General features: G+C 44.2%; 18 protein-coding genes. 16 read left to right on the plus strand and 2 right to left on the minus strand.

All coding sequences use genetic code 11. From position 1 onward, the window contains the following. Nucleotides 1–23: 23 nt before the first annotated feature. Nucleotides 24–1,016, minus strand: coding sequence for a lysylphosphatidylglycerol synthase transmembrane domain-containing protein (locus strainIA91_RS03485; protein WP_400167715.1), 993 nt, complete (start codon nt 1,014–1,016; stop codon nt 24–26). Between the two features lie 136 nt (nt 1,017–1,152). On the opposite strand from strainIA91_RS03485, the gene strainIA91_RS03490 reads away from it, so the two are divergent. The 15 genes from strainIA91_RS03490 (at nt 1,153) to strainIA91_RS03560 (ending at nt 20,046) form a co-directional block, all read left to right on the plus strand. Then, on the plus strand, nt 1,153–1,350 hold the full coding sequence (locus tag strainIA91_RS03490) for a winged helix-turn-helix domain-containing protein (protein WP_400167717.1): 198 nt from the start codon (nt 1,153–1,155) through the stop codon (nt 1,348–1,350). A 142-nt stretch (nt 1,351–1,492) separates the two neighbouring features. Beyond that, the gene (gene rpsA, locus strainIA91_RS03495; RefSeq protein ID WP_400167719.1) at nt 1,493–4,312 is read left to right on the plus strand and encodes a 30S ribosomal protein S1; all 2,820 of its coding nucleotides are present in this window, start codon (nt 1,493–1,495) and stop codon (nt 4,310–4,312) included. A 112-nt stretch (nt 4,313–4,424) separates the two neighbouring features. Next, complete coding sequence (locus strainIA91_RS03500; protein ID WP_400167721.1) at nt 4,425–5,372, plus strand: YbbR-like domain-containing protein; 948 nt, start codon at nt 4,425–4,427, stop codon at nt 5,370–5,372. Continuing rightward, entirely contained in the window at nt 5,359–6,393 is a 1,035-nt protein-coding gene (gene tsaD, locus strainIA91_RS03505; protein WP_400167723.1) for a tRNA (adenosine(37)-N6)-threonylcarbamoyltransferase complex transferase subunit TsaD, read from the plus strand. Before strainIA91_RS03500 ends, tsaD begins: the two co-directional genes overlap by 14 nt. Further along, nucleotides 6,371–8,344, plus strand: a complete 1,974-nt coding sequence (locus tag strainIA91_RS03510) for a hypothetical protein (RefSeq protein WP_400167725.1) — start codon at nt 6,371–6,373, stop codon at nt 8,342–8,344. The genes tsaD and strainIA91_RS03510 overlap by 23 nt, the downstream gene beginning before the upstream one ends. Nucleotides 8,345–8,415: 71 nt before the next feature. After that, complete coding sequence (locus strainIA91_RS03515) at nt 8,416–9,729, plus strand: UDP-glucose dehydrogenase family protein (RefSeq protein ID WP_400167726.1); 1,314 nt, start codon at nt 8,416–8,418, stop codon at nt 9,727–9,729. Between the two features lie 11 nt (nt 9,730–9,740). Beyond that, on the plus strand, nt 9,741–10,292 hold the full coding sequence (gene rfbC, locus strainIA91_RS03520; protein WP_400167728.1) for a dTDP-4-dehydrorhamnose 3,5-epimerase: 552 nt from the start codon (nt 9,741–9,743) through the stop codon (nt 10,290–10,292). Further along, complete coding sequence (gene rfbB, locus strainIA91_RS03525) at nt 10,279–11,298, plus strand: dTDP-glucose 4,6-dehydratase (protein WP_400167730.1); 1,020 nt, start codon at nt 10,279–10,281, stop codon at nt 11,296–11,298. The genes rfbC and rfbB overlap by 14 nt, the downstream gene beginning before the upstream one ends. A gap of 75 nt (nt 11,299–11,373) precedes the next feature. Next, a complete protein-coding gene (locus strainIA91_RS03530; RefSeq protein ID WP_400167732.1) occupies nt 11,374–12,702 on the plus strand; it encodes a nucleotide sugar dehydrogenase in 1,329 nt (442 codons plus the stop codon). After that, the gene (locus tag strainIA91_RS03535) at nt 12,699–13,904 is read left to right on the plus strand and encodes a polysaccharide biosynthesis/export family protein (RefSeq protein ID WP_400167733.1); all 1,206 of its coding nucleotides are present in this window, start codon (nt 12,699–12,701) and stop codon (nt 13,902–13,904) included. Before strainIA91_RS03530 ends, strainIA91_RS03535 begins: the two co-directional genes overlap by 4 nt. Nucleotides 13,905–13,914: 10 nt before the next feature. Beyond that, complete coding sequence (locus tag strainIA91_RS03540; protein WP_400167735.1) at nt 13,915–15,009, plus strand: GumC family protein; 1,095 nt, start codon at nt 13,915–13,917, stop codon at nt 15,007–15,009. Next, a complete protein-coding gene (locus strainIA91_RS03545; RefSeq protein ID WP_400167736.1) occupies nt 15,009–16,469 on the plus strand; it encodes a lipopolysaccharide biosynthesis protein in 1,461 nt (486 codons plus the stop codon). The genes strainIA91_RS03540 and strainIA91_RS03545 overlap by 1 nt, the downstream gene beginning before the upstream one ends. Further along, nucleotides 16,426–17,742, plus strand: coding sequence for an O-antigen ligase family protein (locus tag strainIA91_RS03550; RefSeq protein WP_400167737.1), 1,317 nt, complete (start codon nt 16,426–16,428; stop codon nt 17,740–17,742). The genes strainIA91_RS03545 and strainIA91_RS03550 overlap by 44 nt, the downstream gene beginning before the upstream one ends. After that, the gene (locus strainIA91_RS03555) at nt 17,739–18,878 is read left to right on the plus strand and encodes a glycosyltransferase family 4 protein (protein ID WP_400167739.1); all 1,140 of its coding nucleotides are present in this window, start codon (nt 17,739–17,741) and stop codon (nt 18,876–18,878) included. The genes strainIA91_RS03550 and strainIA91_RS03555 overlap by 4 nt, the downstream gene beginning before the upstream one ends. Further along, on the plus strand, nt 18,859–20,046 hold the full coding sequence (locus strainIA91_RS03560; protein ID WP_400167740.1) for a hypothetical protein: 1,188 nt from the start codon (nt 18,859–18,861) through the stop codon (nt 20,044–20,046). The genes strainIA91_RS03555 and strainIA91_RS03560 overlap by 20 nt, the downstream gene beginning before the upstream one ends. On the opposite strand, the gene strainIA91_RS03565 is transcribed toward strainIA91_RS03560, so the two are convergent. Beyond that, the gene (locus tag strainIA91_RS03565; protein ID WP_400167741.1) at nt 19,986–21,026 is read right to left on the minus strand and encodes a hypothetical protein; all 1,041 of its coding nucleotides are present in this window, start codon (nt 21,024–21,026) and stop codon (nt 19,986–19,988) included. The two genes, strainIA91_RS03560 and strainIA91_RS03565, sit on opposite strands and share 61 nt — an antisense overlap. 69 nt (nt 21,027–21,095) lie before the next feature. On the opposite strand from strainIA91_RS03565, the gene strainIA91_RS03570 reads away from it, so the two are divergent. Then, entirely contained in the window at nt 21,096–22,268 is a 1,173-nt protein-coding gene (locus strainIA91_RS03570; protein WP_400167742.1) for a glycosyltransferase family 4 protein, read from the plus strand. Nucleotides 22,269–22,277: the final 9 nt, after the last annotated feature.

The following is a 22,277-nucleotide window of genomic DNA, read 5'->3' on the forward strand; positions in this document are numbered from 1 at the left end:
GCAAAGATAAATTAATTATTCGATCATGTATTGGAAAGTTTTTTTATTGTTTCCGATTCTTTTGTGACGGAGGTAACAGACAGATGGGTTTGCAGATAGAATATAAATCCCAGAAGTGTCAAAGCAATAAATCCCACCAGGTGGAGCACCACGGCATAGGTAAAGGCAAAGGATTTTTCTATGCCGTACATCATCAAAGCCTGTACGATGGCCACATGATAGGTCCCCACATACCCCGGAACAGACGGAACACTGACTGCAAAGGAGGAGGTGGTTAGTAAAACTGCGGCCGGCAAAATTCCCAGTTCCATGCCGAACATTCTAAAACCGGTCCAGAATACAGCCCCATAAATGGCCCACAATACAAGGCTCAATAACAATACATAGAGCCGGTATTTCATATCAAAGACCACACACAAACCTGAATGCAGATGGCGGATAATATGCCACAGACGCCCTTTTTTCGTGTCCATAAATTGGGTGAGCCTCTGGTGGTAACGGTAGTAGATGGCAAAAAATACCAGAATCATTAAAAGTGCCAGGGCTAAAAGCAAACGTGTGTTTCCGGCCCATTCCGGAAGGGGGGATAGCAGGGAAATTCCCAGGAGGAAAAAGAAAAAGCTGAAAACATCCACAATCCGTTCCAGGACTATGGTTGAAAACAGGTGGGGTGTGCTGATACCTGTCAGTGTGGATGTGGAGTAGGCCCGGAGCAATTCCCCCAGGCGGAAAGGAAGGACATTATTGCCGAAATACCCGATCATCACGCCTTTGTGTAGCGTGTATAAAGAAAGATGCCTGTGATCCTTCAGGAAAAAGGTCCACCGGTAGGCACGGACCCATACCGTGAGAATCATCAGAAGGGTTGCCACCAAATACCACCACAGATTGACTGTCGCAAATCCCCGACGGACAGCTAGCCAGTCCAGTCCCTTGATCGAATAATAAAGAGCGATACCGGATATCAAAATCCCCGATGCCAGTTGTAAGCCCCGTTTTCTGGTCTCCTTTTTCATGTCAGAAAGTTTACAAACAGCCTGCCTTTTATAAAACAGAATTATGCCCCTTGAGATGATGAGAGCTGTCAGATGGGCTTGTTTTCTTTTTAAAAAGACTTTAGATTCGCCGAAATCCAAAAAAAGGAGTGTGTGTATGGAAAATCAGGTAGGAAATCTTGCCGGTAACGTATGGAAGACTCTCTCTTCCGAAGGACCGAAATCTGTAGCTGCCCTGGTAAAAGAGACCGGGGAAAAGAAAGACATGGTGCTCATGGCTCTTGGATGGCTGCTTCGGGAAGATAAGCTGAAGACAGAGGTCAAAGGCAAGTGCACCATGTACGGCCTTAAGTAACACCGCGCAAGGAACCGAAAGAATCAGAAAGACAGGGCCTGCCCTGTCTTTTTTTGATCTATCCTTTTATGATTCTGATAGCTGAAAATCCTTTGATATATGCAAGGTTCATCCTAACTTAACAGGCTAAAGCGGAGAAGCTATGATCATTGCGATTGACGGTCCGGCCGGATCGGGAAAAACTACAACAGCCCGGGAAGTGGCCCGGCGTCTGGGCATTGCCCGGCTGGATACGGGAGCCATGTATCGTGCCATCACCCTGGGTGTATTGGAAGCCGGTCTTGATCCGCAGGACAGCAACGCAGTGGAAGATCTTTTGGATTCACTTCAGGTGGATATGGAGGGTGACCGGATCTTTCTGAATGGGAAAGAGGTTACAGACCGGATCCGCTTGTCCGATGTAACCGAAGCCGTGAGTCCTGTAAGTGCCATGAAAGCGGTTCGGGAAAAGATGGTTTCCCTTCAGCGGGAAATCGGGCTAAAACAGGATTGTGTGGTGGACGGACGGGATATCGGAACGGTGGTCTTTCCTGATGCAGACTATAAATTTTTTCTGGTGGCCGACACCCGTGTAAGAGCGGAACGGCGGCTGAAAGAACAGGCTGATAAAGGGGAGAATCTGTCGCTGGATGAAGTGACGCGCCAGATTGAAATGCGGGACCGGATGGATTCCTCCCGGGATCAATCCCCCCTGAAAAAAGCAGATGATGCCATTGAAATAAACACCTCGAACCTGACAATCGACCAGCAGGTTCAGAGGATTATTGATAAGGTCGAATCAAACCCAAATGTTACGATGAAGGAGTCTTTGATGACGGAAGAGAAAACCGTTGAACAGGTTGAAACAGAAAACCCTCAGGAACCCGTGATTGCTGAGGCAGAAAAAAAATCAATTGCGGACCCCTATGACATGATTAAACACGTCACACGGGAACAGGTAGAAGAAATCAGCGAAGTAAAAGAAGAGATCGACGAAGAACTTGAAACCCTTTATAACCGGACGCTGAAGAAATTTAATGACGACAAGCGGGTGATGGGACATGTTATCCGGGTCGGTGAAAAAGATGTCGTGGTGGATATCGGATTTAAATCCGAAGGCATGATTCCCCTGGATGAGTTTGGAGATAAAATCCCCGAGGTCGGCGAACAAATTGAAATCTATGTCGATAAAATCGAAGATCAGCATGGTCAGTTGGTTTTATCCAAAAAGAAAGCCGATTTTCTCAAATCCTGGGAAGTCCTCAAACAAAAATATGCCGATAACGACATCATTGAAGGTAAGATTATCAAACGGATTAAGGGCGGTATGGTTGTGGATCTGAACGGTGTGGAAGCTTTTCTTCCCGGATCCCAGATCGATGTTCGTCCCATTACCGATTTTGATGCATATATCGGAAAAACCATGGATTTCAAAATTGTGAAGCTGAATGAAGCACGGAAAAATATCGTGATCAGCCACAAGGAAATCAAGGAAGAAGCCCTGAAAGAGAAACGGGAAGAACTTTTAAGCCAGATTCAGGTGGATCAGGTATTGAAAGGCCGTGTCAAGAACATCACCGATTTCGGTGTTTTTGTGGACCTTGGAGGTGTAGACGGATTGCTTCACATTACCGATATGTCCTGGGGACGCATCAATCATCCTTCCGAAATGGTGAAAGTAGATGATATCATTACAGTGAAGGTGATAGACTATGATACGGAGAAACAGCGTGTTTCCTTAGGACTCAAGCAGTTGACACCTCATCCGTGGGAAGAGATCGAACAACGTTATCCCATCGGTTCCGTTGTGAAGGGAAGAGCCGTTTCCATCACCAATTACGGGATTTTTGTGGAGTTGGAAAAGGGTGTTGAAGGACTCATCCACATCAGCGAGCTGAGCTGGACACAACACATCAAACATCCTTCAGAATTGTTTAACCTGAATGATGAAATCGAAGCCAAAGTCCTCTCCATTGATTCGGAAGAACGGAAAATCTCGCTGGGTGTCAAGCAGCTTCAGCCGGATCCCTGGGAATCCATTGAGCAGCGCTATACGGAAGGTATGCAGGTGAAAGGTGTTGTCCGGAACCTGACCCAGTTCGGTGCTTTTGTGGAGTTGGAAGAGGGCATTGACGGGCTGGTTCATGTATCCGACCTTTCCTGGACCCGTAAAATCCGCCATCCCAAGGAAGTCCTTCAGAAAGGACAGGAAGTGGATGTGGTAATCCTGGAAGTGAATACCGACAGCCGGAAAATCTCGCTGGGTATCAAACAGCTTGAAACCAATCCCTGGGATGTTATCGAGGAAAAATACAAACCTGGTTCCATGGCCAAAGGGGAAGTCCTGAAAATTCTGGAAAAAGGCGTGATCGTACAGCTTGAGGAGAATGTGGAAGGACTCATTCCCATGGGCGACATGAGCAAGAAAGACCGGAAAAACTACACGAAAGCCGTAAAAGTCGGTGAAGAAGTGGAGCTCCGGGTTGAAAAGGTAGACCGGGATGAACGGAAAGTCATCCTGTCCCGTGATGACCTGATCATGAACGAAGAAGAAAAAGAGATTGCCAAGGTCATATCAAGCCAGGAAAATGCTACTCAGAAAATCGAAATCCCCGAAGATATCCTGAATAAACTCCAGACTGACGAGAAATCAGAAGAGGAAAAGCCTGCCAAAAAGGAGGCGGAATCGAAAAAGAAAAGCCCGAAAAGTGCAGACAAGAAAACTGAAGAAGAATCAGCTGAAGAGGTCCCAGAAGTAGAAGAAGCCGATGAAGAACCGGATGCGGAAGCGGAAGGCAAGGCAGACAAGAAGAAAACTTCCAAAGCTGACAAGAAGGAAGAAGAAGCACTTGCCGAAGAAACATCTGAAGTATCGGGTGAGGCTGAAGATTCGAAAGAAGAGGCTGTTGAAACCGGGGCAGAAGATACAGAAGAAACGGCTGAAGAAGAGGCCGATGAAGATAACGCAGGGAAAAAAGCATAATTTTCCGGCGTATGGCGTATGATATATCAGAAAAGGCGGTCTTGAACCGCCTTTTTTGTATTTGTCGGTTATGGTTGGAAACAAATTGCGAATCATGTAATTTTATCCTGCAATGAAAACCCTGAATGTTAAAAAGTCCCTTACCTGGCTCATTTCCTTTTTTCTGGCGGTATTGGTCTGGTTTGTGATTGTGAACAACAAGGATTATACCGTGAATATGGAAATCCCCATTAAGGTATATGAACCCCGGGAAAATAAAACCCTGAAAAACATAATTCCTTCGACGGCTGTGGTGCGTTTCAAGGGGAAAGGCCGGGCTTTATTGACGGCAAAGATTTTCAAAGAACCTTCGTTGATCCTGGATGTGGCCAATATTCAGGAACGGTATCATGTTTCCCTGAATGAATACTATCAGAAATATCCAAACCGGGTGGATTATCCCAGGGGAGACATGGAGTTTTTGGAAGTGGTTTACCCGGATACCTTCACCATCCTGATTGATGATAAAATCAGCCGTGAACTTCCGGTGAAACTCAATTATTCGGCGGAACCGGCTCCGGGATATCTCTTTTCCGGAAAACCCGTGATGGAACCCGGTACGGTAGTTGCCACAGGCCCTAAATCCAAATTGCACCCCCTCAGTGCCATTGAGACCCGGCATCTGAAGCCTGGAAATATTAACCGTGAAACCATTCTTGAAGTAGAACTGGTCAATCCCGATCCTTCATTCATCAGCCTGAGCCAGAAGACCGTGAAAATTACTTTTCAGGTGGAAACCATCGGCGAAAGAACCTTTACCAATATCCCGGTTCAGGCACAAAATGCTCCGGAAAATATAACGGTCCGTTTTATCCCCTCTGCTGTATCTCTGACAATTGTAGGGAGCAATGAATATATTCAGTCCCTGAGCAGTGACAGCATTCAGGTAATTTTCGACTATGCCAAAAAATGGATCCCTTCCAAAATTTATTATCAACCTGAGGTGAAAATTCCGGAAAAGGTTTTAAACTGGAAAGATTTACAACCGGCACGCATCGAGGTGGCCATTGTCCGAAAATAAAAACCCTTTGATTCTGGGGATTGAATCCTCCTGTGATGAAACCAGCGTCGCTTTGCTCCGGGGCTTTGATGTTCTTTCCCATGTGATATATTCCCAGCTGATCCATCAGGAATACGGGGGGGTTGTGCCTGAACTGGCCAGCCGTGAACACGAAACAGCTATCTCCCGGGTGGTGGATAAGGCCTTTGCCGGGGCGGAAGGACTTACACCGGCGGATGTGGATGCTATCGCTGTGACTTACGGTCCCGGACTCATGGGAGCTTTGCTGGTAGGACTCAATTTTGCAAAAGGTCTGGCGATTGCACTGGATAAACCTCTGATTGCCGTGAATCATGTGGAAGCACACCTCTATGCCCCTTTTCTGGAATTTCCCGAACTGAAACCGCCCATGTTGAGTTTGCTGGTATCCGGTGGCCATACTATGCTTATTGATGTCCGGGGAATCCGGGATTTTACCATCCTGGGGCAGACCCTCGATGATGCGGCAGGAGAATCTTTTGATAAAGTCGCCCGCCTGTTGAATATCGGCTATCCCGGCGGACCGGTGATTGACCGCCTGTCTGAAAAGGGAGATCCTGAAGCCGTGGTTTTTCCCCGGCCTTATCTGGATAAAGATTCCCTGGATTTCAGCTTTAGTGGATTGAAAACCGCCGTGTTGAATTATACCAAAACAAAAGAATCTTTTACCGATCAGGAAATTGCAGATATCGCCGCCGGATTTCAGGCTTCAGTCGTGGATGTCCTGGAAGAAAAGGTTCGCAGGGCTGTTCTGAAAACCGGTCATAAGCATGTTATTTTAGCCGGAGGCGTGGCTGCAAACCGGTTGCTGCGAAAACGCCTGAAAGGACTGGAAACGAAGATGGGAGTCCATCTTTATTATCCGCCGTTGAAATACTGTACCGACAATGCAGCCATGATTGCCGCTGCAGGTGTTCTTTACTATGAAAAAGGGTGGACCTCGGGTTTGCACGTCCCTGCGGTCCCCAATCTCAGGATCTATGATCATTCCCATACTGGATAACGGGTCTTTAACTCTCAACGCATGGAGCCTGTCAGGATCTATCCTCCTGGTGATTCTCTATTGCCTGTGGCTTTTCTTTACCCTGTTCCGTTCACGGAGATCCCGAAAACTCCGGATTGTCTTCATAACCCTCCGGACCCTGGCGTTGCTCCTCCTTTTAGCCATGATCTGTGATTTGCGCCTGGATTTGACCCGTTGGCAGAATCAAACTCCCCAATCCCTGTTTCTTTTCGACCAGTCTGCCAGTATGGATTCAGCCTGGACTTCAGAATCCCTGGAGGATTTTTATCAGCATCCCCTGACCCGGCGCCTGGATAAAGAGACCCGGATTGTCCGTTACGGTGGAGGCGAGTCGGGAAAAAAACTCAGATCCTGGCCGCAATATGATGAGTTTCATGAACCCGTCACGGATTTTGAATCCCTGATTTCATCATCCCTTGAAAATCTTGGGCACACACCGGACCAGCTTGTCTTTTTGACGGACGGACAGAATGTAAAAGGCCTGGACGCCACACAGATCACCTTTCCCCGGGAACTCACCTGGTTACTCGTGGGGGTGGGGGATACGCTGACACCGGGGCGCTTTACCGTGTCATCCTGGGATCTTCCACAAACAGCTGTGGCAGGAGATTCAACCCAAATCCGTGCCCGGATAAGTTATGAGGGTGAAGAAACAGTTGAAGGCGTCTTCGAATTGTTCGGCCATCAACAACGTTTGTCTGAAAGCCGGTCACTTGTATTTGAACCGGCCTCCGTCAGGGATGTCAATTTTGATCTGATCCCGGTACATCAGGGTTATCTGGCCCTTTCCCTGCGTTTCAGAAATCAAAGGAATCACGACATGCCGGTCAAAGGTTATACCCGTCTTTCGGTTCGTCCGAAGCAAACCAGTGTGCTTATCATCAGTCCGCCTGATCCGGATGTGAATTTTATCCGGTATCATCTTCACATGGCGGAAAAACCGGAATTTTACACTGTGGAAAGCTGGGAAAAAGAACATCCGGAGGAATCACCGGATCTGTTGTTGTTAGGCCCCGGCCAATCCTCGGGAAACTATGACCATATCCCGGCAATACAAGTCCGGGGTTGCCAGGGAGATGAAGGTGTGGAAGTTTCCGGTTTTCAGGTCATCAACACTCTCGTTCTGACCCATCTCCATGATCGTCCGGTCCTTAACCGGGAAATCTGGTCCCGGTTCCCGCCTGTCACCGCTTTCCCCGATGCGGAGGGAATTCCAATTCTTGAAGATGCCGAGAAAAAGGTCGTGGTTTTAGCCTATCAGTCTGAAAACCGTCATATCATTTTCAATGGATGTGGTTTTTGGCGATGGGCCTGGGCAGGATATGGCACAGACCGGGTGGGTGCCTGGAAGCGACTCATTGGCAACATCGCCCGTTTTCTCATGGCTCCGCGACAGGAGTGGGCCTGGCTTGAATTGCCCAGGGATCCCCTTTATGGCGGCATAACAGGGGAAATTCCCGTGATTAAAGGACCGGATGTAAACCCGGGAGCTGCTTCCGGAAGGATTACACTGACAGACAGTACCGGTTCCCTGGTGTGGAATTCATCCCTGCTGACCCTTGATCAGCCTGTGACCCATGTGTCTCTCCCCGGATTGGAACCCGGATACTATCAGGCAATGCTGGACATTTATTTTCAGGGGGAAAAAGCCGGTACTGATTCCCTGAAGCTGCCGGTAAGCGACCTGAATCCTGAACGGCTGATCACCGGTTGTAATATGAAAACTTTGCGGGAATGGGCCTATGAGCAAAACGGACACGCCCTTCATCTGTCAGAATGGGACCGGGGGGAACAATTCCTGAACTTTGACGAAGAATATACGCGTCATGTGATCCATGTGGATTTCAGAAGGGATCTGTTATGGATTCTTCTGGTTTTGATCCTGCTCACATCGGAATGGATTATCCGGAAAACCGCAGGATGGGAATAACAAGGAGTCTTTGAATTCAATATGGTTCTCATTATATTTCAAAGTTGTAAGAGAATTAAGCGGAGGTCAAGGTGAAGCGAATCTGTGTAGTTGGAACGGGGTATGTGGGACTCGTATCGGGAACGGGACTGGCGGATTTTGGAAATCATGTGGTCTGTGTGGATATTGATAAGGATAAGATTGAACTCCTGAAAAAAGGGAAAATTCCAATTTACGAACCGGGTTTGAAAGAGGTAGTAGACCGGAATGTAAAGGCGGGCAGGCTCCGTTTTTCCACGGATATTGATAAAGCCATCCGGGATTCGGAAGTGGTTTTTTCTGCCGTAGGAACACCTCCCGGGGAAGGCGGCGAAGCGGATTTGAGGGCAGTATGGGCTGTGGCGACTGTTTTTGCCAAAAATCTCGATGGTTATAAAGTCTTTGTGAATAAATCCACGGTCCCCGTGGGCACGGGCCGGAAGGTATATGAACTGATTCGTGAACTGGCAGGACGGGATGCTTCATTTGATGTGGTTTCCAATCCGGAATTTTTACGGGAAGGATCCGCCGTCGGCGATTTTCTCCATCCGGACCGGGTGGTCATCGGAAGCAGCAATCCCAAAGCTACGGAAATCATGAAGGATGTTTACAAAGCCCTTTATTTGCGGAAAACCCCCTATGTAGAAACCAATATTGAATCGGCTGAATTAATCAAATATGCCTCCAATGCTTTTCTTGCCACAAAAATTACATTTATCAATGAAATAGCGAACTTATGCGACAAGGTGGGAGCCGACGTGCATGTGGTGGCGGAAGCCATGGGACAGGATGGACGGATCAGCCCCAAATTTCTCCATCCGGGTCCCGGTTATGGCGGAAGCTGTTTCCCCAAAGATACCATGGCCCTGGTGGAAATTTTTAAAGAAGTGGGGATCAAAACAAAAGTGGTGGAAGCGGTGGTGGAAGCCAATGAACATCAGAAAGCTTTGGTGGTGGACCGGTTGAAAGAGCTCATACCGGATTTGAAGGGGAAAGTGATTGCCATACTCGGGCTCTCTTTCAAGCCCAACACCGACGATACCCGCTTTTCTCCCTCCAAGGTGGTCATTCCCCTGCTGGAAAAAGAGGGTGCCCGGGTTCAGTGTTATGATCCTGTAGCCACAAAGGATTTCAAACGGGATTTCCCCGATCTGGATTATAAAAAGAGTGCCTACGATGCCTGTCAAGGCGCCGATGCCGTGATCCTCATGACGGAATGGAATGAATTCCGCGGACTGGATCTGGAAGAGATAAAAAAATTGTTGAAATCCCCTGTTTTTCTCGATACCCGGAATGTCTATGATCCGGCGGATATGCGGGAAAGAGGTTTTATATACGGCTCTGTGGGCCGGGCCCATATCCGGTAAGGAATTATTGTATGCCCTTTACATTTGAAAAAACAAAACTTCCCGGAGTTGTCGTGTGCAAACCCCGAATCTTTGCCGATGACCGGGGATATTTTTTTGAATCCTGGAATCTTCGGGATTTTGCCGAAGGCGGGATTCATGAAACCTTCGTTCAGGATAATCAGTCCGCCTCGGTGAAAAATACCATCCGCGGACTCCATTACCAGGCCAAACCCTTTCAGCAGGCAAAACTGGTGCGGGTTCTTTCCGGTGCGATTCTGGATTGCGCCGTGGATCTCCGGCCCCATTCCCCCACATTCAAACAGTCCCTTCTCTATGAATTGACAGATGAAAAAGGGATCTCCCTCTTTATTCCTGAAGGATTTGCCCATGGTTTCCGGGTGTTAAGCGATAAAGCTGTGGTACTTTACAAAGCTTCTGCATTTTACGCACCGGAATACGACCGGGGGATTGCCTGGAACGATCCGGATTTGCATATTGACTGGGGAATTGAATCTCCCATTCTATCTGAGAAAGATAAAAATCAACCACGTTTAAGGAATATTGATCATGCAGAACTCTAAACTTTTAATCACCGGCGGGTCGGGATTTATCGGCAGTAATTTTATCCGGATGCTTCTCACGGAAAAAGAGGGGTATGAGGTCTATAACCTGGATAAACTCACCTATGCCGGAAATCCGGAAAATCTTCAGGATCTGGAAGCCGATCCCCGGTATCATTTTATTCGTGGGGATATCAGTGATGAAACATGTGTGAAAGATTTGTTTCAGCAGGAAACCTTTGACGGGGTCATCAACTTTGCGGCAGAATCCCACGTGGATCGCTCCATTATGAGTGCCGCACCCTTTGTAATAACCAATGTGTTGGGAACACAGATCCTTTTGGATGCCGCCCGGGCAACGGGGGTGAAACGCTTTTTACAGGTATCCACCGATGAGGTGTACGGTTCCCTGGGAAAGGACGGTTATTTCACGGAAACATCACCTCTAAAACCCAACTCCCCCTATTCTGCCAGCAAAACCGCCGCCGATCTTCTGGTCCGCGCCGCCTGGAAAACCCATGAATATCCCACTTTGATAACCCGGTGCTCCAATAACTACGGTCCCTACCAGTTTCCGGAAAAACTCATCCCCCTCATGATTGCCAATGCCCTGGAGGATAAACCCCTGCCGGTATATGGGGACGGGAAAAACATCCGGGACTGGCTCCATGTAAAGGATCACTGTGAAGCCCTCCTCTGCGTGTATGAAAAGGGTAAACCGGGCGAAATCTACAATATCGGCGGGAATAACGAATGGCAGAACATTGATATTGTCCGGGAAATCCTTCTGATTTTGGGAAAACCCGAATCGCTTATCACCTATGTAAAAGACCGCCCCGGCCACGACCGGCGCTATGCCATTGATGCCACAAAGATTAAAAATGAACTGGGTTGGACACCCTCCTATACCTTTGAAAAGGGACTTGAAGAAACTGTCCATTGGTACGTAAATTTCAGGAATTGGTGGGAACGGGTCCGCAGTGGCGAGTATCTGAACTACTATGAAAAACAGTACAGCAGCCGGTAGATTGGAATGAACCGGTTAACCAACACAATTGACGCTTCAATGTGAACCATTGATCTGAAGGAAGCAGGGAGAAACATGACATTCTATGAGAAATTACAGACAAAGAACGTAGCCTTTGGAGTCATCGGGCTTGGGTATGTGGGCCTTCCCCTCGCCGTGGAAGCTGCCAAAGCGGGATTTAAAGTGACAGGGATTGAAATTGATCCCGAAAAAGTTAAGAAAGTCAATGAGGGGCAGAACTATATCGGGGATGTTGCTGATGCAGATTTAAAGCAGGTTGTCACAGATGGATATCTGACGGCGACAACGGATTTTTCCGCCATAAAAGAGCTGGAGTATGTAAGTATTTGTGTCCCCACACCCCTGAATAAACTCCGGGATCCGGATATGTCCTTCATCTCGTCTGCCATGCAGGAAATCACCCGGTATTTGCATAAAGATCTGGTTGTCATCCTGGAATCTACCACCTATCCCGGGACGACAAGGGAATACATGCTGCCTTACCTGGAAGAGACAGGGCTAAAGGTAGGAAAGGACTTTTTCTTAGCTTTTTCACCGGAGCGGGTAGATCCCGGAAACCCGGTATATCATACAAAAAACACGCCCAAAGTGATTGGTGGCATCACAAAAGAGTGCACGAAGCACGCCATGGCGGTATACAAGCAGATCTTTGATCAGATGGTGCCTGTGGCCAGCGCGGAAGCGGCGGAAATGGCCAAACTTCTGGAAAACACCTTTCGTATGATCAATATCGGGATGGTGAATGAGCTGGCGATCATCTGCGACCGCCTGGGAGTGGATGTATGGGAAGTGATTGAAGCTGCCGGTACCAAACCCTTCGGATTTATGAAATTTTTTCCGGGACCGGGATTAGGTGGGCATTGCATCCCCATCGATCCTCACTACCTGAGCTGGAAAATGCGGACCCTCAATTACAAAACCCGTTTTATCGAACTGGCGGCGGAAGTGAATACCAGCATGCCTGAATATGTGATTGAATCGGTGATTGAGGGACTCAATTATCATAAAAAGGCCATTAACGGATCAAAAATACTCCTTCTGGGAATGGCGTATAAGAAAGACATTGACGATCTGCGGGAATCCCCGGCCATTGATATCTACAACATCCTTGTGGACAAAGGGGCGGAGGTTATCTACCATGATCCCCACTGTCCCCTATTCAAACTGGACGGAGCGGGTTACGTGGAATCGGCACCACTGACGACAGACCTTTTGAAGGAAATGGATTGTGTCGTCATCACCACCGATCATACGGCTGTGGATTATCAAAAGGTCGTAGATCATGCCAAATTGGTCATCGACACCCGGAATGCCACCAAGGGGTTGAAAAACACCGCGGAAAAAGTCCTGAGATTGGGGTATAAAGGAGGATTGAACGCTTGAAAAATCGAAGTCTGAAAATCCTGATGGTGATTATCTCGCTGTCCACCGGCCTCATAGCCCAGCAGAGGATGCAGCCACTGGGGGGGCAGAGTAAGGCACAGGAAGAGGTTGCTGAAGAGAAAGAAGGGTTACCGGAATATGAAGGCATGTCCTTACTCAATACGAATATTGGGTGGGAAGGACCAATTACCGAAGACTACATTATCGGCCCTGGTGATGTTTTCAGTGTGTCTATTCTATCTATGGAACAAGCTTTTTATCAGGTTCCCGTAGGTCCGGACGGTAGTATTCATCTGCCGGGCACTGGGAAGGCAGATGTAAAAGATATGACATTAAATCAGGCTGTATCTCATATCCAATCACTCATAAAGCTTCAATACCCCAAAGCAAAAATATCCGTGAGTTTATCTCAGATTAAACGACTGAACATTCCCATTACAGGTGCACTGGAAGCACCGGGAGTGGTGACTATTTTTGCAAATACAAGATTATCCGATATTTTAATGAGACACCGAATAAAACCCACGGCCCGACTTTATGCCGTGCAAATTCATCATAACAATGGTCAGGTTGACACCATTAATGTCATTCATCATAGGATGACCGGCAATATGGATGGCAATCCAATGCTTTTAATGGGTGACAGGATTTATATTCCTTATGGAAATATTGAAGAAGATATTGTACATGTGACCGGTGAAAAGGAATTTCAATCCTTAATAGCCGTAGAACCTGGAACCTCACTTGAAACATTTGTCCAGGGGTACATCTCATACACATCAAATCTAAAAATAAACGGAATCACGGTTATTCGGGATAATGAAAGATTTGATTTTAAACCGAATGAATATTCTTCATATCGTTTAAAGGGTGGTGACATCATCTCTTTGTACCGAAACGAACCGGTGAGTGTTGTGGGATTTGTTCATATACCCGGTTCGTATCCTTATTACCCGAATTTTACCGTCAATGATTATATCTCTCTTGCCGGGGGTATTTCACGGGAAGGATCTTTGAAAAGTATCAAAATTTTAAGATCAGATGGGTCGAGTGACAGTGATTTAAACTCTCATCTTAATCCGGGTGATGTGATTGAGGTGAAACGTTCGTTTAGCGATTTTCTTGTAGGTGATATCAATGTATTAAGTGTGATCACTACAACAGCTTCTCTTATCTTAACATGGATTGCGGCGACCAAATAAGGAAATAAAGATGAATATTATCGAGATTTGGAATACCCTTTGGAATAAAAGGAAGATTCTCATTATAAATTTTGTCATTTTGGCGATCTTATCCATCACTATCAGTTTAATTCTGCCGGTTTGGTATAAGTCAACGGTTGTAGTTTTACCCCCCAAGTCCGAATCCTCGTTGCCAGGTATTGGTGTATTGGGAGATCTGGCCTTAGGAGGCATTTTAACGCCGGGAAATGAAAATCAAAACCGATTTCTGGCTATTTTAAACAGCCGCAGATTACTAACAGATGTAATTCAGAAATATGATTTGATGACTGTTTATGATAAAGAGCTGATGGTGGAAACAATCAAAGCTCTTAAAGGCAACATGGATGTGGAGATCGGGGAGGAGCTTCAGATCAACATTTCAGTTTTAGATAAAGATCCGGAACGGGTTGCTGATATGGCAAACTACATTGTCAAACGAATGGATGATATCAATATTGAGCTGTCCACCAAACGAGCCCGGGAAAACCGGATTTTTATGGAAGAACGGCTCTTTTTTATGCTGGATTCACTGAGCACTTTGGAAAATAATCTTAAAAAGTTCATGGAAGAAAACGGGATTATCAGTTTCGAAGATCAAATTGCCGTAGGGGTGAGTACAGCAGGTGAAATCAAATTAATGTTGATGCAGCAGGAATCGGAATTGAATGTAGCCTCCAAAATGATGGATCAAGATAATCCCCGGGTTGTCCAGTTAAAAATGGAATTGCAGGAACTAAAAAAGCATTATGATCAGTTCTTTTCGGAAAAAGGGATGGAGAAATTGATTCCCAATTTATCCAATGCTCCTGAATTAGGTATCGAACTGGAAAAATACAAACGGCAAATTGAATATTTTACAAAAGTTCTTACTTATCTGGGTCCCCAGGTTGAACAATACCGGGCCGAAGAACTCAAGGAAATTCCCTCAATTGAAATTTTGGATCATGCTGTGGTCCCGGAAAAAAAATCAAAGCCCAAACGGAGTATTATTGTCATAGTAAGCACTTTTCTGGGAACGGCCCTCGCTGCTTTTTATCTTCTGGCATCCGAAAAAATTAAACGTATGAATACATTAAAATCCTGATGATCCGTTCAATCTTTGCTGAAGCGGGAAAATATATACCGACAAAAGTCCTGCCGGCATTGGTGGGACTTCTTGTTATCCCGGTCTTTACCCGGATTTTTGATCCGGAAATTTATGGTCAGTATGGTTTAGCGGTGTCGGTTATTTCATTCGGAAGTATCTTTACCTCGGGATGGTTATCCAATGCCAATATGCGCTTCTGGGTGGAATGTAAAACTGAGACTGCCCGGCGGAATCATCTGTCCACACTTATCATCAGTACCCTGGTATTTTCTTTCTTGATCAGTCTTTTGATTTATGGGATTATGACTCATGTTTCATTGTTGACTTCCTCTTTCCTGATTGCTGCCGTTGTGATGCTTTTTTTTACTCCCTTCATTCAGGTGATTTTATCGTACTATCGTATTCAGAATAAACCTTTCCGTTATACAGTTTTTGACCAGCTTTTCAACAGCGGAAAACTGCTTCTGGGTTTATTGACCGTACTTGTCATTTTCCCCGGGCTAGGTTTAAAATCTGTTTTTTGGTCCGGCAGTCTTATTGCTTTGATCCTTCTGTTGCTTTTCCTTTTATCACCTGAGATTCGTTCAGGAATCACTCTGTCTGCCTTTTCTTTTTCGCGGTTCAGGCATTTTTTTTCTTATGGTTTCCCGCTGGTTCTGGTGTTGGTTTCAAAATGGATTTTAACCTTGTCTGCCCGGTTCATCATTCCCGTTCTCCGTCCGGAAGCGCCCTATGAACTGGGATGGCTAACGGCTTCACAAAATATTGTGGACCGTACACTTACACTTTTATTCCAGGCACTGATGATGGCTGTTTTACCGAATATTTTTTCAGCATGGGAAAGTACTGATAAACAGACCGTGCAGAGTTTAATTACCAAGCTTATCGGATGGTTTTTTGTCATTTTCTTTCCTTTGGCTGCGGGGATGTCTCTGCTGGCCGAACCTGTGATGGATTTAATGACAGGTCATCAGTACATAGGTGGTGCCGTGATGATTCCTTATCTGGCATTGGGGGCTTTTTTATCAAATTTGGTGCACTATTTTACCCTTCCCTGTTCACTGCATAAAAAAACATTGATTATGACCCGGATTACCATTGTTTCAGCAGTCGTGAATCTCTTGTTGTATCTTGTATTCATCCCCTGGTTGGGATTTATTGGAGTAGGTGTTGCACTGATATCCACTTATATATTTATGATAATCTATTCTTTGTATTCTGTAAGAAAATTTGAGCTTATAAAATTACCCTGGAAAATGATTTTTCAGACATTAACTGCCTCGGGTTTCATGGTTTTAGCTGTCATCCTTTTAAAATCTTTATCTTCTCATGTATGGATGATCATTACAGGATCCATTTTGGGGGGTGGAATGGTGTATATTTTAATATTACGACTTTTGGGAGTTTGGTCATTTGATAAAATCAGAACCATTGGAAAACCAGACATCACTCCTTAAATCAAAGGTGATATGGTTTCTTGTCATCATTGATTTGTATGCAATTATGACGGCATGCCTGCCGGATATATATCCCCTGGGATCTGTTATCGGGCTGATCAGTCTTTTTTTGCTATATTTTATTCCGGAACTAGGTCCTGCTTTGTTTTTGGGAGGAGGTTTTTTATTTGCCTTTTTCCTGGGAGCAAATCCGGCCATTACCGTATTGATCCTTTTTATCACGTTATTGGGAGCCATTCTGTATTTTCTTCGCAGAGAAGATGATTACAAGGGTATCCACAACGATTATTCCGTTTATTTTCTGATTCTTTTTACGGCGGTGATTGTTGCCGGATTCTTTTATACGACGAATAAAGTGTATGCTTCGTCAAAAGTCTACCGTTACGTTGTATACAATATGGTTGCCTTTCTTATACCGATTTTATATTTCAAAGATATGCTTAAAATTCGTCGGATACTGGATATCATCTGGTATTTCAATGCTTTACTCATCTTGATCAGTCTTTATGTGATTTTTCTGGGTGGTGCTGATCTGTCCATACGGTTCGACCTGATGGGCCGGGTGAATCCCATCTGGATTGCCAGGGCGCTTGGAATGGGTATTCTCATCAGCATCGACTGGTTTTACCGCTATAAAAGCCGGTGGATTCACTTCCTTTTGTTACTGTATATCGGTTTTAGTGTTTGGATCATCATTCTGTCGGGTTCCCGGGGGCCCATGTTAGGCACCTTAGTTGGGATTATGATTTATATCATGTACATTAAGGAACGGACTTTCTGGAAACGCTTTGGTTATATTCTGGCGGCTCTTCTACTATTAGGAATGATTGTTTTAATTCTACCGAAAGATATGTTATTCAATAAATTTGGTTCTGTAAGGGCCAGTTTATCTGTTTTACAACGCATTGCTTTATGGGAAGAAGCTATTGGTCAAATTGTGGAAAATCCTGTTTTAGGCAGGGGAACCGGTGGGTATCAGATTTTCAGCGCTTATTTTGGAAAATATCCACATAATATTTTTCTGGAGGCCGGTGCAGAGCAGGGAATTCCGGCTATGATTATTCTGGCGGTGTTTCTTCTGCGTCCTTTATCTCTGATACCATCTCTTTTGAAAACTCATAAACGACAAATTGCCGTTCTTTTCTTTGCATTTTGGACCAATTATATGATCAATGCGATGGTAAGTGGAGACATCACCAGTAATTATCTTGTATGGTTTTTTATTTCCTCACTGATTATGTTAAAACAATCTGTCCCCCGGGAGTCTGTATGAAAATACTTATGGTGTTGATGAATGAATTCACTCATGATTTGAGAGTCCTGAAAGAGGGGAAAAGTCTTATTGAATCAGGGCATGATGTAAATTTGATTGCTTTGAAAGATGATCATACATTGGCTGTCGAAATGACAGAAGGGATTCATGTTTTTCGGATACAAGTGAAAAGCCGTTCAATACTTCCTAAAAATTATATATTCTGGTTTATAAAATATCTGGAATTTGTAAAAAAGGCAATTCACAAAGGGAAAAAGCTAAAACCGGATATTGTTCATTGTCACGATTTAAACACATTGATTATAGGTACTATTCTCAAGAAAAAATTGAAAATTCCTTTGGTTTATGATTCTCATGAATTATATCTGGATCGAAATTTTCCAAAACCTGTTCACGTGATTTGGAAAACAATTGAAAGGTATGGCATCAGGCGGGCAGATAAAGTATTTGTTGAAAATCCTTCCCGAGGGCTAATTCTTGAAAAGCGTTATGGGATTCATGGAACAATCCCGTTAAGAAACTGTCAGCAATTAAAAGTCTATTCCCGGACTGACGTTTTAAAAAGAAAGCTGGAGTTGGGATCAAAAGAAAGAATTGTTCTGTATCAGGGAATTGTCACCAAGGCCAGAGGGATGGATACTTTACTTGAGATGATGAATTTTTTACCGGACTTTGTACACCTTGTCATTTTGGGAGATGGCGCTTATTTTAATGTAATAAAAGATTATATAGATAACAAAAAATTGAGGCGCATTCATCTTTTGGGTCAAATTCCCCTCCATGATTTACCCAGTTATACAGCCTCTGCTGATATCGGAATTTCCCTGATTCAGAATATTAACAAAAACCATTATTATGCATTATCAAATAAAATATTTGAATACATGTCTGCCGGATTACCCGTTGTTTTTAGTGATTTTCCCGAAATGCGCCGGGTTATTACAGAAGAACAAGTTGGATTGGTCGTTGATGAAACAAATCCAGATAAGGCAGCTCAAGCAGTAATGACAATTCTAAATAATCCTGATCTTTATAATAGGATGAGTCGAAATGCCATAAAAGCTGTCCAGGAAAAATATAATTGGGATAAAGAAGTCCAGATTCTTAAAGATTATTATGATTCCTTATCAAAATGACAGAGAAAAAGCACTGCTTGCCTTAAAAAAATGGTTTGAAGAAAATCCTTTATATGGATATGATCCCTATGATATTAAGGGTAAAGATTTTATTTCAAAATGCCAGAAATGGACGCCGGTTCGAAAGCCTTTGAACATGTTTCTAGAGTTCTTTCCGATTTCATCGCGTAGAATCTTTAACATAAAAAAACAGATTAATCCCAAAGGGGTTGGGCTCCTTGCTCTAGCCAATATTAAACGTTATAAATCACTGAGAAATAAAGATTATATCCTTACAGCAGAATCGTATCTTGAATGGTTAAGCAAGCACACAGTCACTCAATATGGTGGTGTGGGGTGGGGCTATCCATTCGATTGGCAAAGCCGGGTGCTGATTCCTGCCGGTACTCCATCGTCTGTTGTAACGGCAATATGTGGTCATGCATTTCTTGAATACCGAAACGTCACGAGGAAATCCATATTTGATGATCTTTTATTTCAAATTGCTGTTTTTTTTGAGAAAGGACTAAATCGGCAGGATTCTTCATCAGGAATTTGTTTTAGTTATACACCTTTGGATAACTTTACTGTCCATAATGCCAACCTATTTTCCACCTGGTTCCTTTTGGAAGCAGGGACGCTTTTCAACAACAATACATTGAAAGATATTGGTTATCATGCTTTAGAATACACACTGGCTGACCAAAGTCATGATGGTTCTTTTACATATTGGGGTCCTCCCATGAAAACCCCGGTAATAGATTCATTCCATACCGGTTATGTGCTCAGAATGTTACATCGTATCAGTTTATTTAACCCAGAAGATAAAAAGATAAAGAATGCTATTGAAAGAGGAATGGATTATTATCTTTCACAAATGTTTACCCACGAAAATTTCCCTAAAGATAGTAGTGTAAGAAAATGGCCGTTAAATATTCATACCCTGAATGAGTACATAATGGTTTTTGCTGAGATTCCTTACTTTCGAAATGAGATGAAAAGCAAATTAAAAAGAGTGTTGGAATTGATTTTATTCACAATGCAATATCAACCGGGATTATTTGCGTATAAAAAGTACCCCATATTTACAGTAAAAATTCCCTTTTTTAGATGGAATCAAGCCTGGACTTATCTTGCTTTATCTTCGCTGGAAAATATTGAATCGTTTACAGATGAAAATGAAAAATAATTTCTCCAGTCATCCATATCATAGCGAACCAGATTAATCTGCCATGTTTTTCCGGCTTTCAATGTATCCCCTCCACAGCGGTAGCAAATAAAGAGATTTAATGTATCATGATCCATGAATGGGAACGGACAGGCTGAATTATCCGTCAGAAGGGGACCAACAGGCTGATAGGGACCTGTAACCTGCCTGGCATAATAGGCATAGGTGTTCCAGTTGGATTCATGACCTTCCGTTAAAAGCCAGTACAAGCCGGTTTTCTCATCCACGAATGCTCCCGGCGCCTTGGCAAAATAGCTTATGGAGTCAGTTTTAATAACAGATATGGCCTTTGCACTTTTTAATAATCGGGGATGATTTGCCTGCCGAATGCAGATTTCTTCCCGTGTACTATCTTCATATTGATAAAAAAGGATGAAATTACTGTTTTGGGGGTCCGTCATGATAAATGGATTGGTTGTTCCATAGCCGTATTCCAGTGAAAAAGGCTCGGTAATCATTCGGTCATATTTGAAATGAATACCATCTGTGCTGTAACGGAGAATCAAAAAGGGTCCCTGACAGTAATTCATGGTATGAACCATCCAAAAAGTATCTCTGTGAGTCACAACGGTTGGCCAGCGGATTTGGTATTTCTCCGGTTTTCGTTTTGGGAAACGGATTTTTTGAAGAGATGTTCTCGGGTCCGGTTGCCCGTCAATAATTGGATTATCCGGCCAGGGAGTCCAGTTTAAAAGATCATGACTTATCCACAGGTCCACATTTCCCCATTGCTGTTCACCGGCATATCCGAAATATTGAGTTTTTTCAGATAAGGGATTTTTTACAACAGAGAATGTATGTGGTGAACTACCTCCCGTATGTTCCTTTTCTGTCAAAAGGGTTTCATGATAGAAATAGGGAGAAGATTGATCGACGGAAATATTTGGTTTGCATGTTGTCAGCAGTAACCACAGAATGAACAAGGAGGGAATGAATCTCATGACTTATCCTTTGAAATATGTTTATTCCAGACTAATTTAATAAATTATAAAAATAACCGATAAGGAATCATGAAAATATTAATGATCTTACAAACCAATTTTCCGCCGGATATCCGGGTTGAAAATGAAATCCGGTCTTTAGTAAAGGCTGGACATACCGTTCATCTTTTATGCAAGAACAGTGGAGGGGAGGCGGCACAGAAAAACTGGGAAGGTGCTACCATACACCGCATACCGTGGTGTAAGAAAATCGAGATTATGAACTCTTTTCGTCAGTTTCCGATTCATCTGAATCCGGTATGGCGGAGAATGGTGATAAGATTAATTGACCAATATAGCATTGATGTTGTCCATGTCCACGATTTACCGCTGGCACCCATGGCTGTTTGGGCTAAAAAAAGGTATCCTGTAAAGATAATTTATGATATGCATGAAAATTATCCCGCTGCCCTGAAGGTCTGGCAAAAGAAAGGGTTTGAGAATCTTATTAAAAACTATCGGATTGCCCGGCTTATTGAGAAAAAATATCTGCCGAAATTCGACAGGCTGATTGCTGTCATCGAAGAAAACAAAGTCCGAGTTGAAAAAATATATGGATACCCGGGTAAAAACATAGCTGTAGTAAGCAATTTGGTCCGTTTGGAAGATTTTGTCCCAAATAACGCCTATTCGGATATTAATCTCCCAGAGGATCTGAAAATCATCCTCTATGTGGGGGGATTGGACAGTCATCGTGGTTTGGATGTAGTCATCCGGGGCATGAATCAATTGATATCCTCCGGGGAACCTCTTTATCTCTTGATTGTCGGAGGCGGACGATATGAGAAAACGATTGAAGAATTACTAAGGGACAGTCTGCACCTGAAAGGGAGGATGCATGTGACCGGCTGGGTACCCTTTAAATATGTCCCCTGGTTTGTGAGTCAAAGTGATGTATGTGTTATTCCACAGGGATCCAATATTCATACGGACACAACGATTCCCCATAAAGTCTTTCAGTATTGTGCTCTTGGAAAACCGGTGGTCGCCGCTGATGCAGTCCCCATGAAACGGATCGTTCATGACATGAAGGCGGGTGAAATTTTCAGATCGGGGGATATTGAAGATTTTATAGAAAAATTACTCCGTGTATTACAAAAACCAGATAACTACGGGCAATCCGGCAAAAAAGCTGTCGAGGAAAAATATAATTGGTCATGGGCAGAAAAAGAGCTTTTAAGAGTATATTCATCTTTATCCTAACAGTGGCTT

This window comes from Candidatus Neomarinimicrobiota bacterium (genome assembly GCA_041154365.1).
Lineage (GTDB): Bacteria > Fidelibacterota > Fidelibacteria > Fidelibacterales > Fidelibacteraceae > Fidelibacter > Fidelibacter multiformis.

What these genes read in the sequence shown, in the direction of transcription:
- strainIA91_RS03485 (WP_400167715.1), bottom strand. Translation starts at nt 1,016, where the DNA reads ATGAAAAAGGAGACCAGAAAACGGGGCTTACAACTGGCATCGGGGATT.
- strainIA91_RS03490 (WP_400167717.1), top strand. Translation starts at nt 1,153, where the DNA reads ATGGAAAATCAGGTAGGAAATCTTGCCGGTAACGTATGGAAGACTCTC.
- rpsA (WP_400167719.1), top strand. Translation starts at nt 1,493, where the DNA reads ATGATCATTGCGATTGACGGTCCGGCCGGATCGGGAAAAACTACAACA.
- strainIA91_RS03500 (WP_400167721.1), top strand. Translation starts at nt 4,425, where the DNA reads ATGAAAACCCTGAATGTTAAAAAGTCCCTTACCTGGCTCATTTCCTTT.
- strainIA91_RS03510 (WP_400167725.1), top strand. Translation starts at nt 6,371, where the DNA reads ATGATCATTCCCATACTGGATAACGGGTCTTTAACTCTCAACGCATGG.
- rfbC (WP_400167728.1), top strand. Translation starts at nt 9,741, where the DNA reads ATGCCCTTTACATTTGAAAAAACAAAACTTCCCGGAGTTGTCGTGTGC.
- rfbB (WP_400167730.1), top strand. Translation starts at nt 10,279, where the DNA reads ATGCAGAACTCTAAACTTTTAATCACCGGCGGGTCGGGATTTATCGGC.
- strainIA91_RS03530 (WP_400167732.1), top strand. Translation starts at nt 11,374, where the DNA reads ATGACATTCTATGAGAAATTACAGACAAAGAACGTAGCCTTTGGAGTC.
- strainIA91_RS03540 (WP_400167735.1), top strand. Translation starts at nt 13,915, where the DNA reads ATGAATATTATCGAGATTTGGAATACCCTTTGGAATAAAAGGAAGATT.
- strainIA91_RS03545 (WP_400167736.1), top strand. Translation starts at nt 15,009, where the DNA reads ATGATCCGTTCAATCTTTGCTGAAGCGGGAAAATATATACCGACAAAA.
- strainIA91_RS03555 (WP_400167739.1), top strand. Translation starts at nt 17,739, where the DNA reads ATGAAAATACTTATGGTGTTGATGAATGAATTCACTCATGATTTGAGA.
- strainIA91_RS03560 (WP_400167740.1), top strand. Translation starts at nt 18,859, where the DNA reads ATGATTCCTTATCAAAATGACAGAGAAAAAGCACTGCTTGCCTTAAAA.
- strainIA91_RS03565 (WP_400167741.1), bottom strand. Translation starts at nt 21,026, where the DNA reads ATGAGATTCATTCCCTCCTTGTTCATTCTGTGGTTACTGCTGACAACA.
- strainIA91_RS03570 (WP_400167742.1), top strand. Translation starts at nt 21,096, where the DNA reads ATGAAAATATTAATGATCTTACAAACCAATTTTCCGCCGGATATCCGG.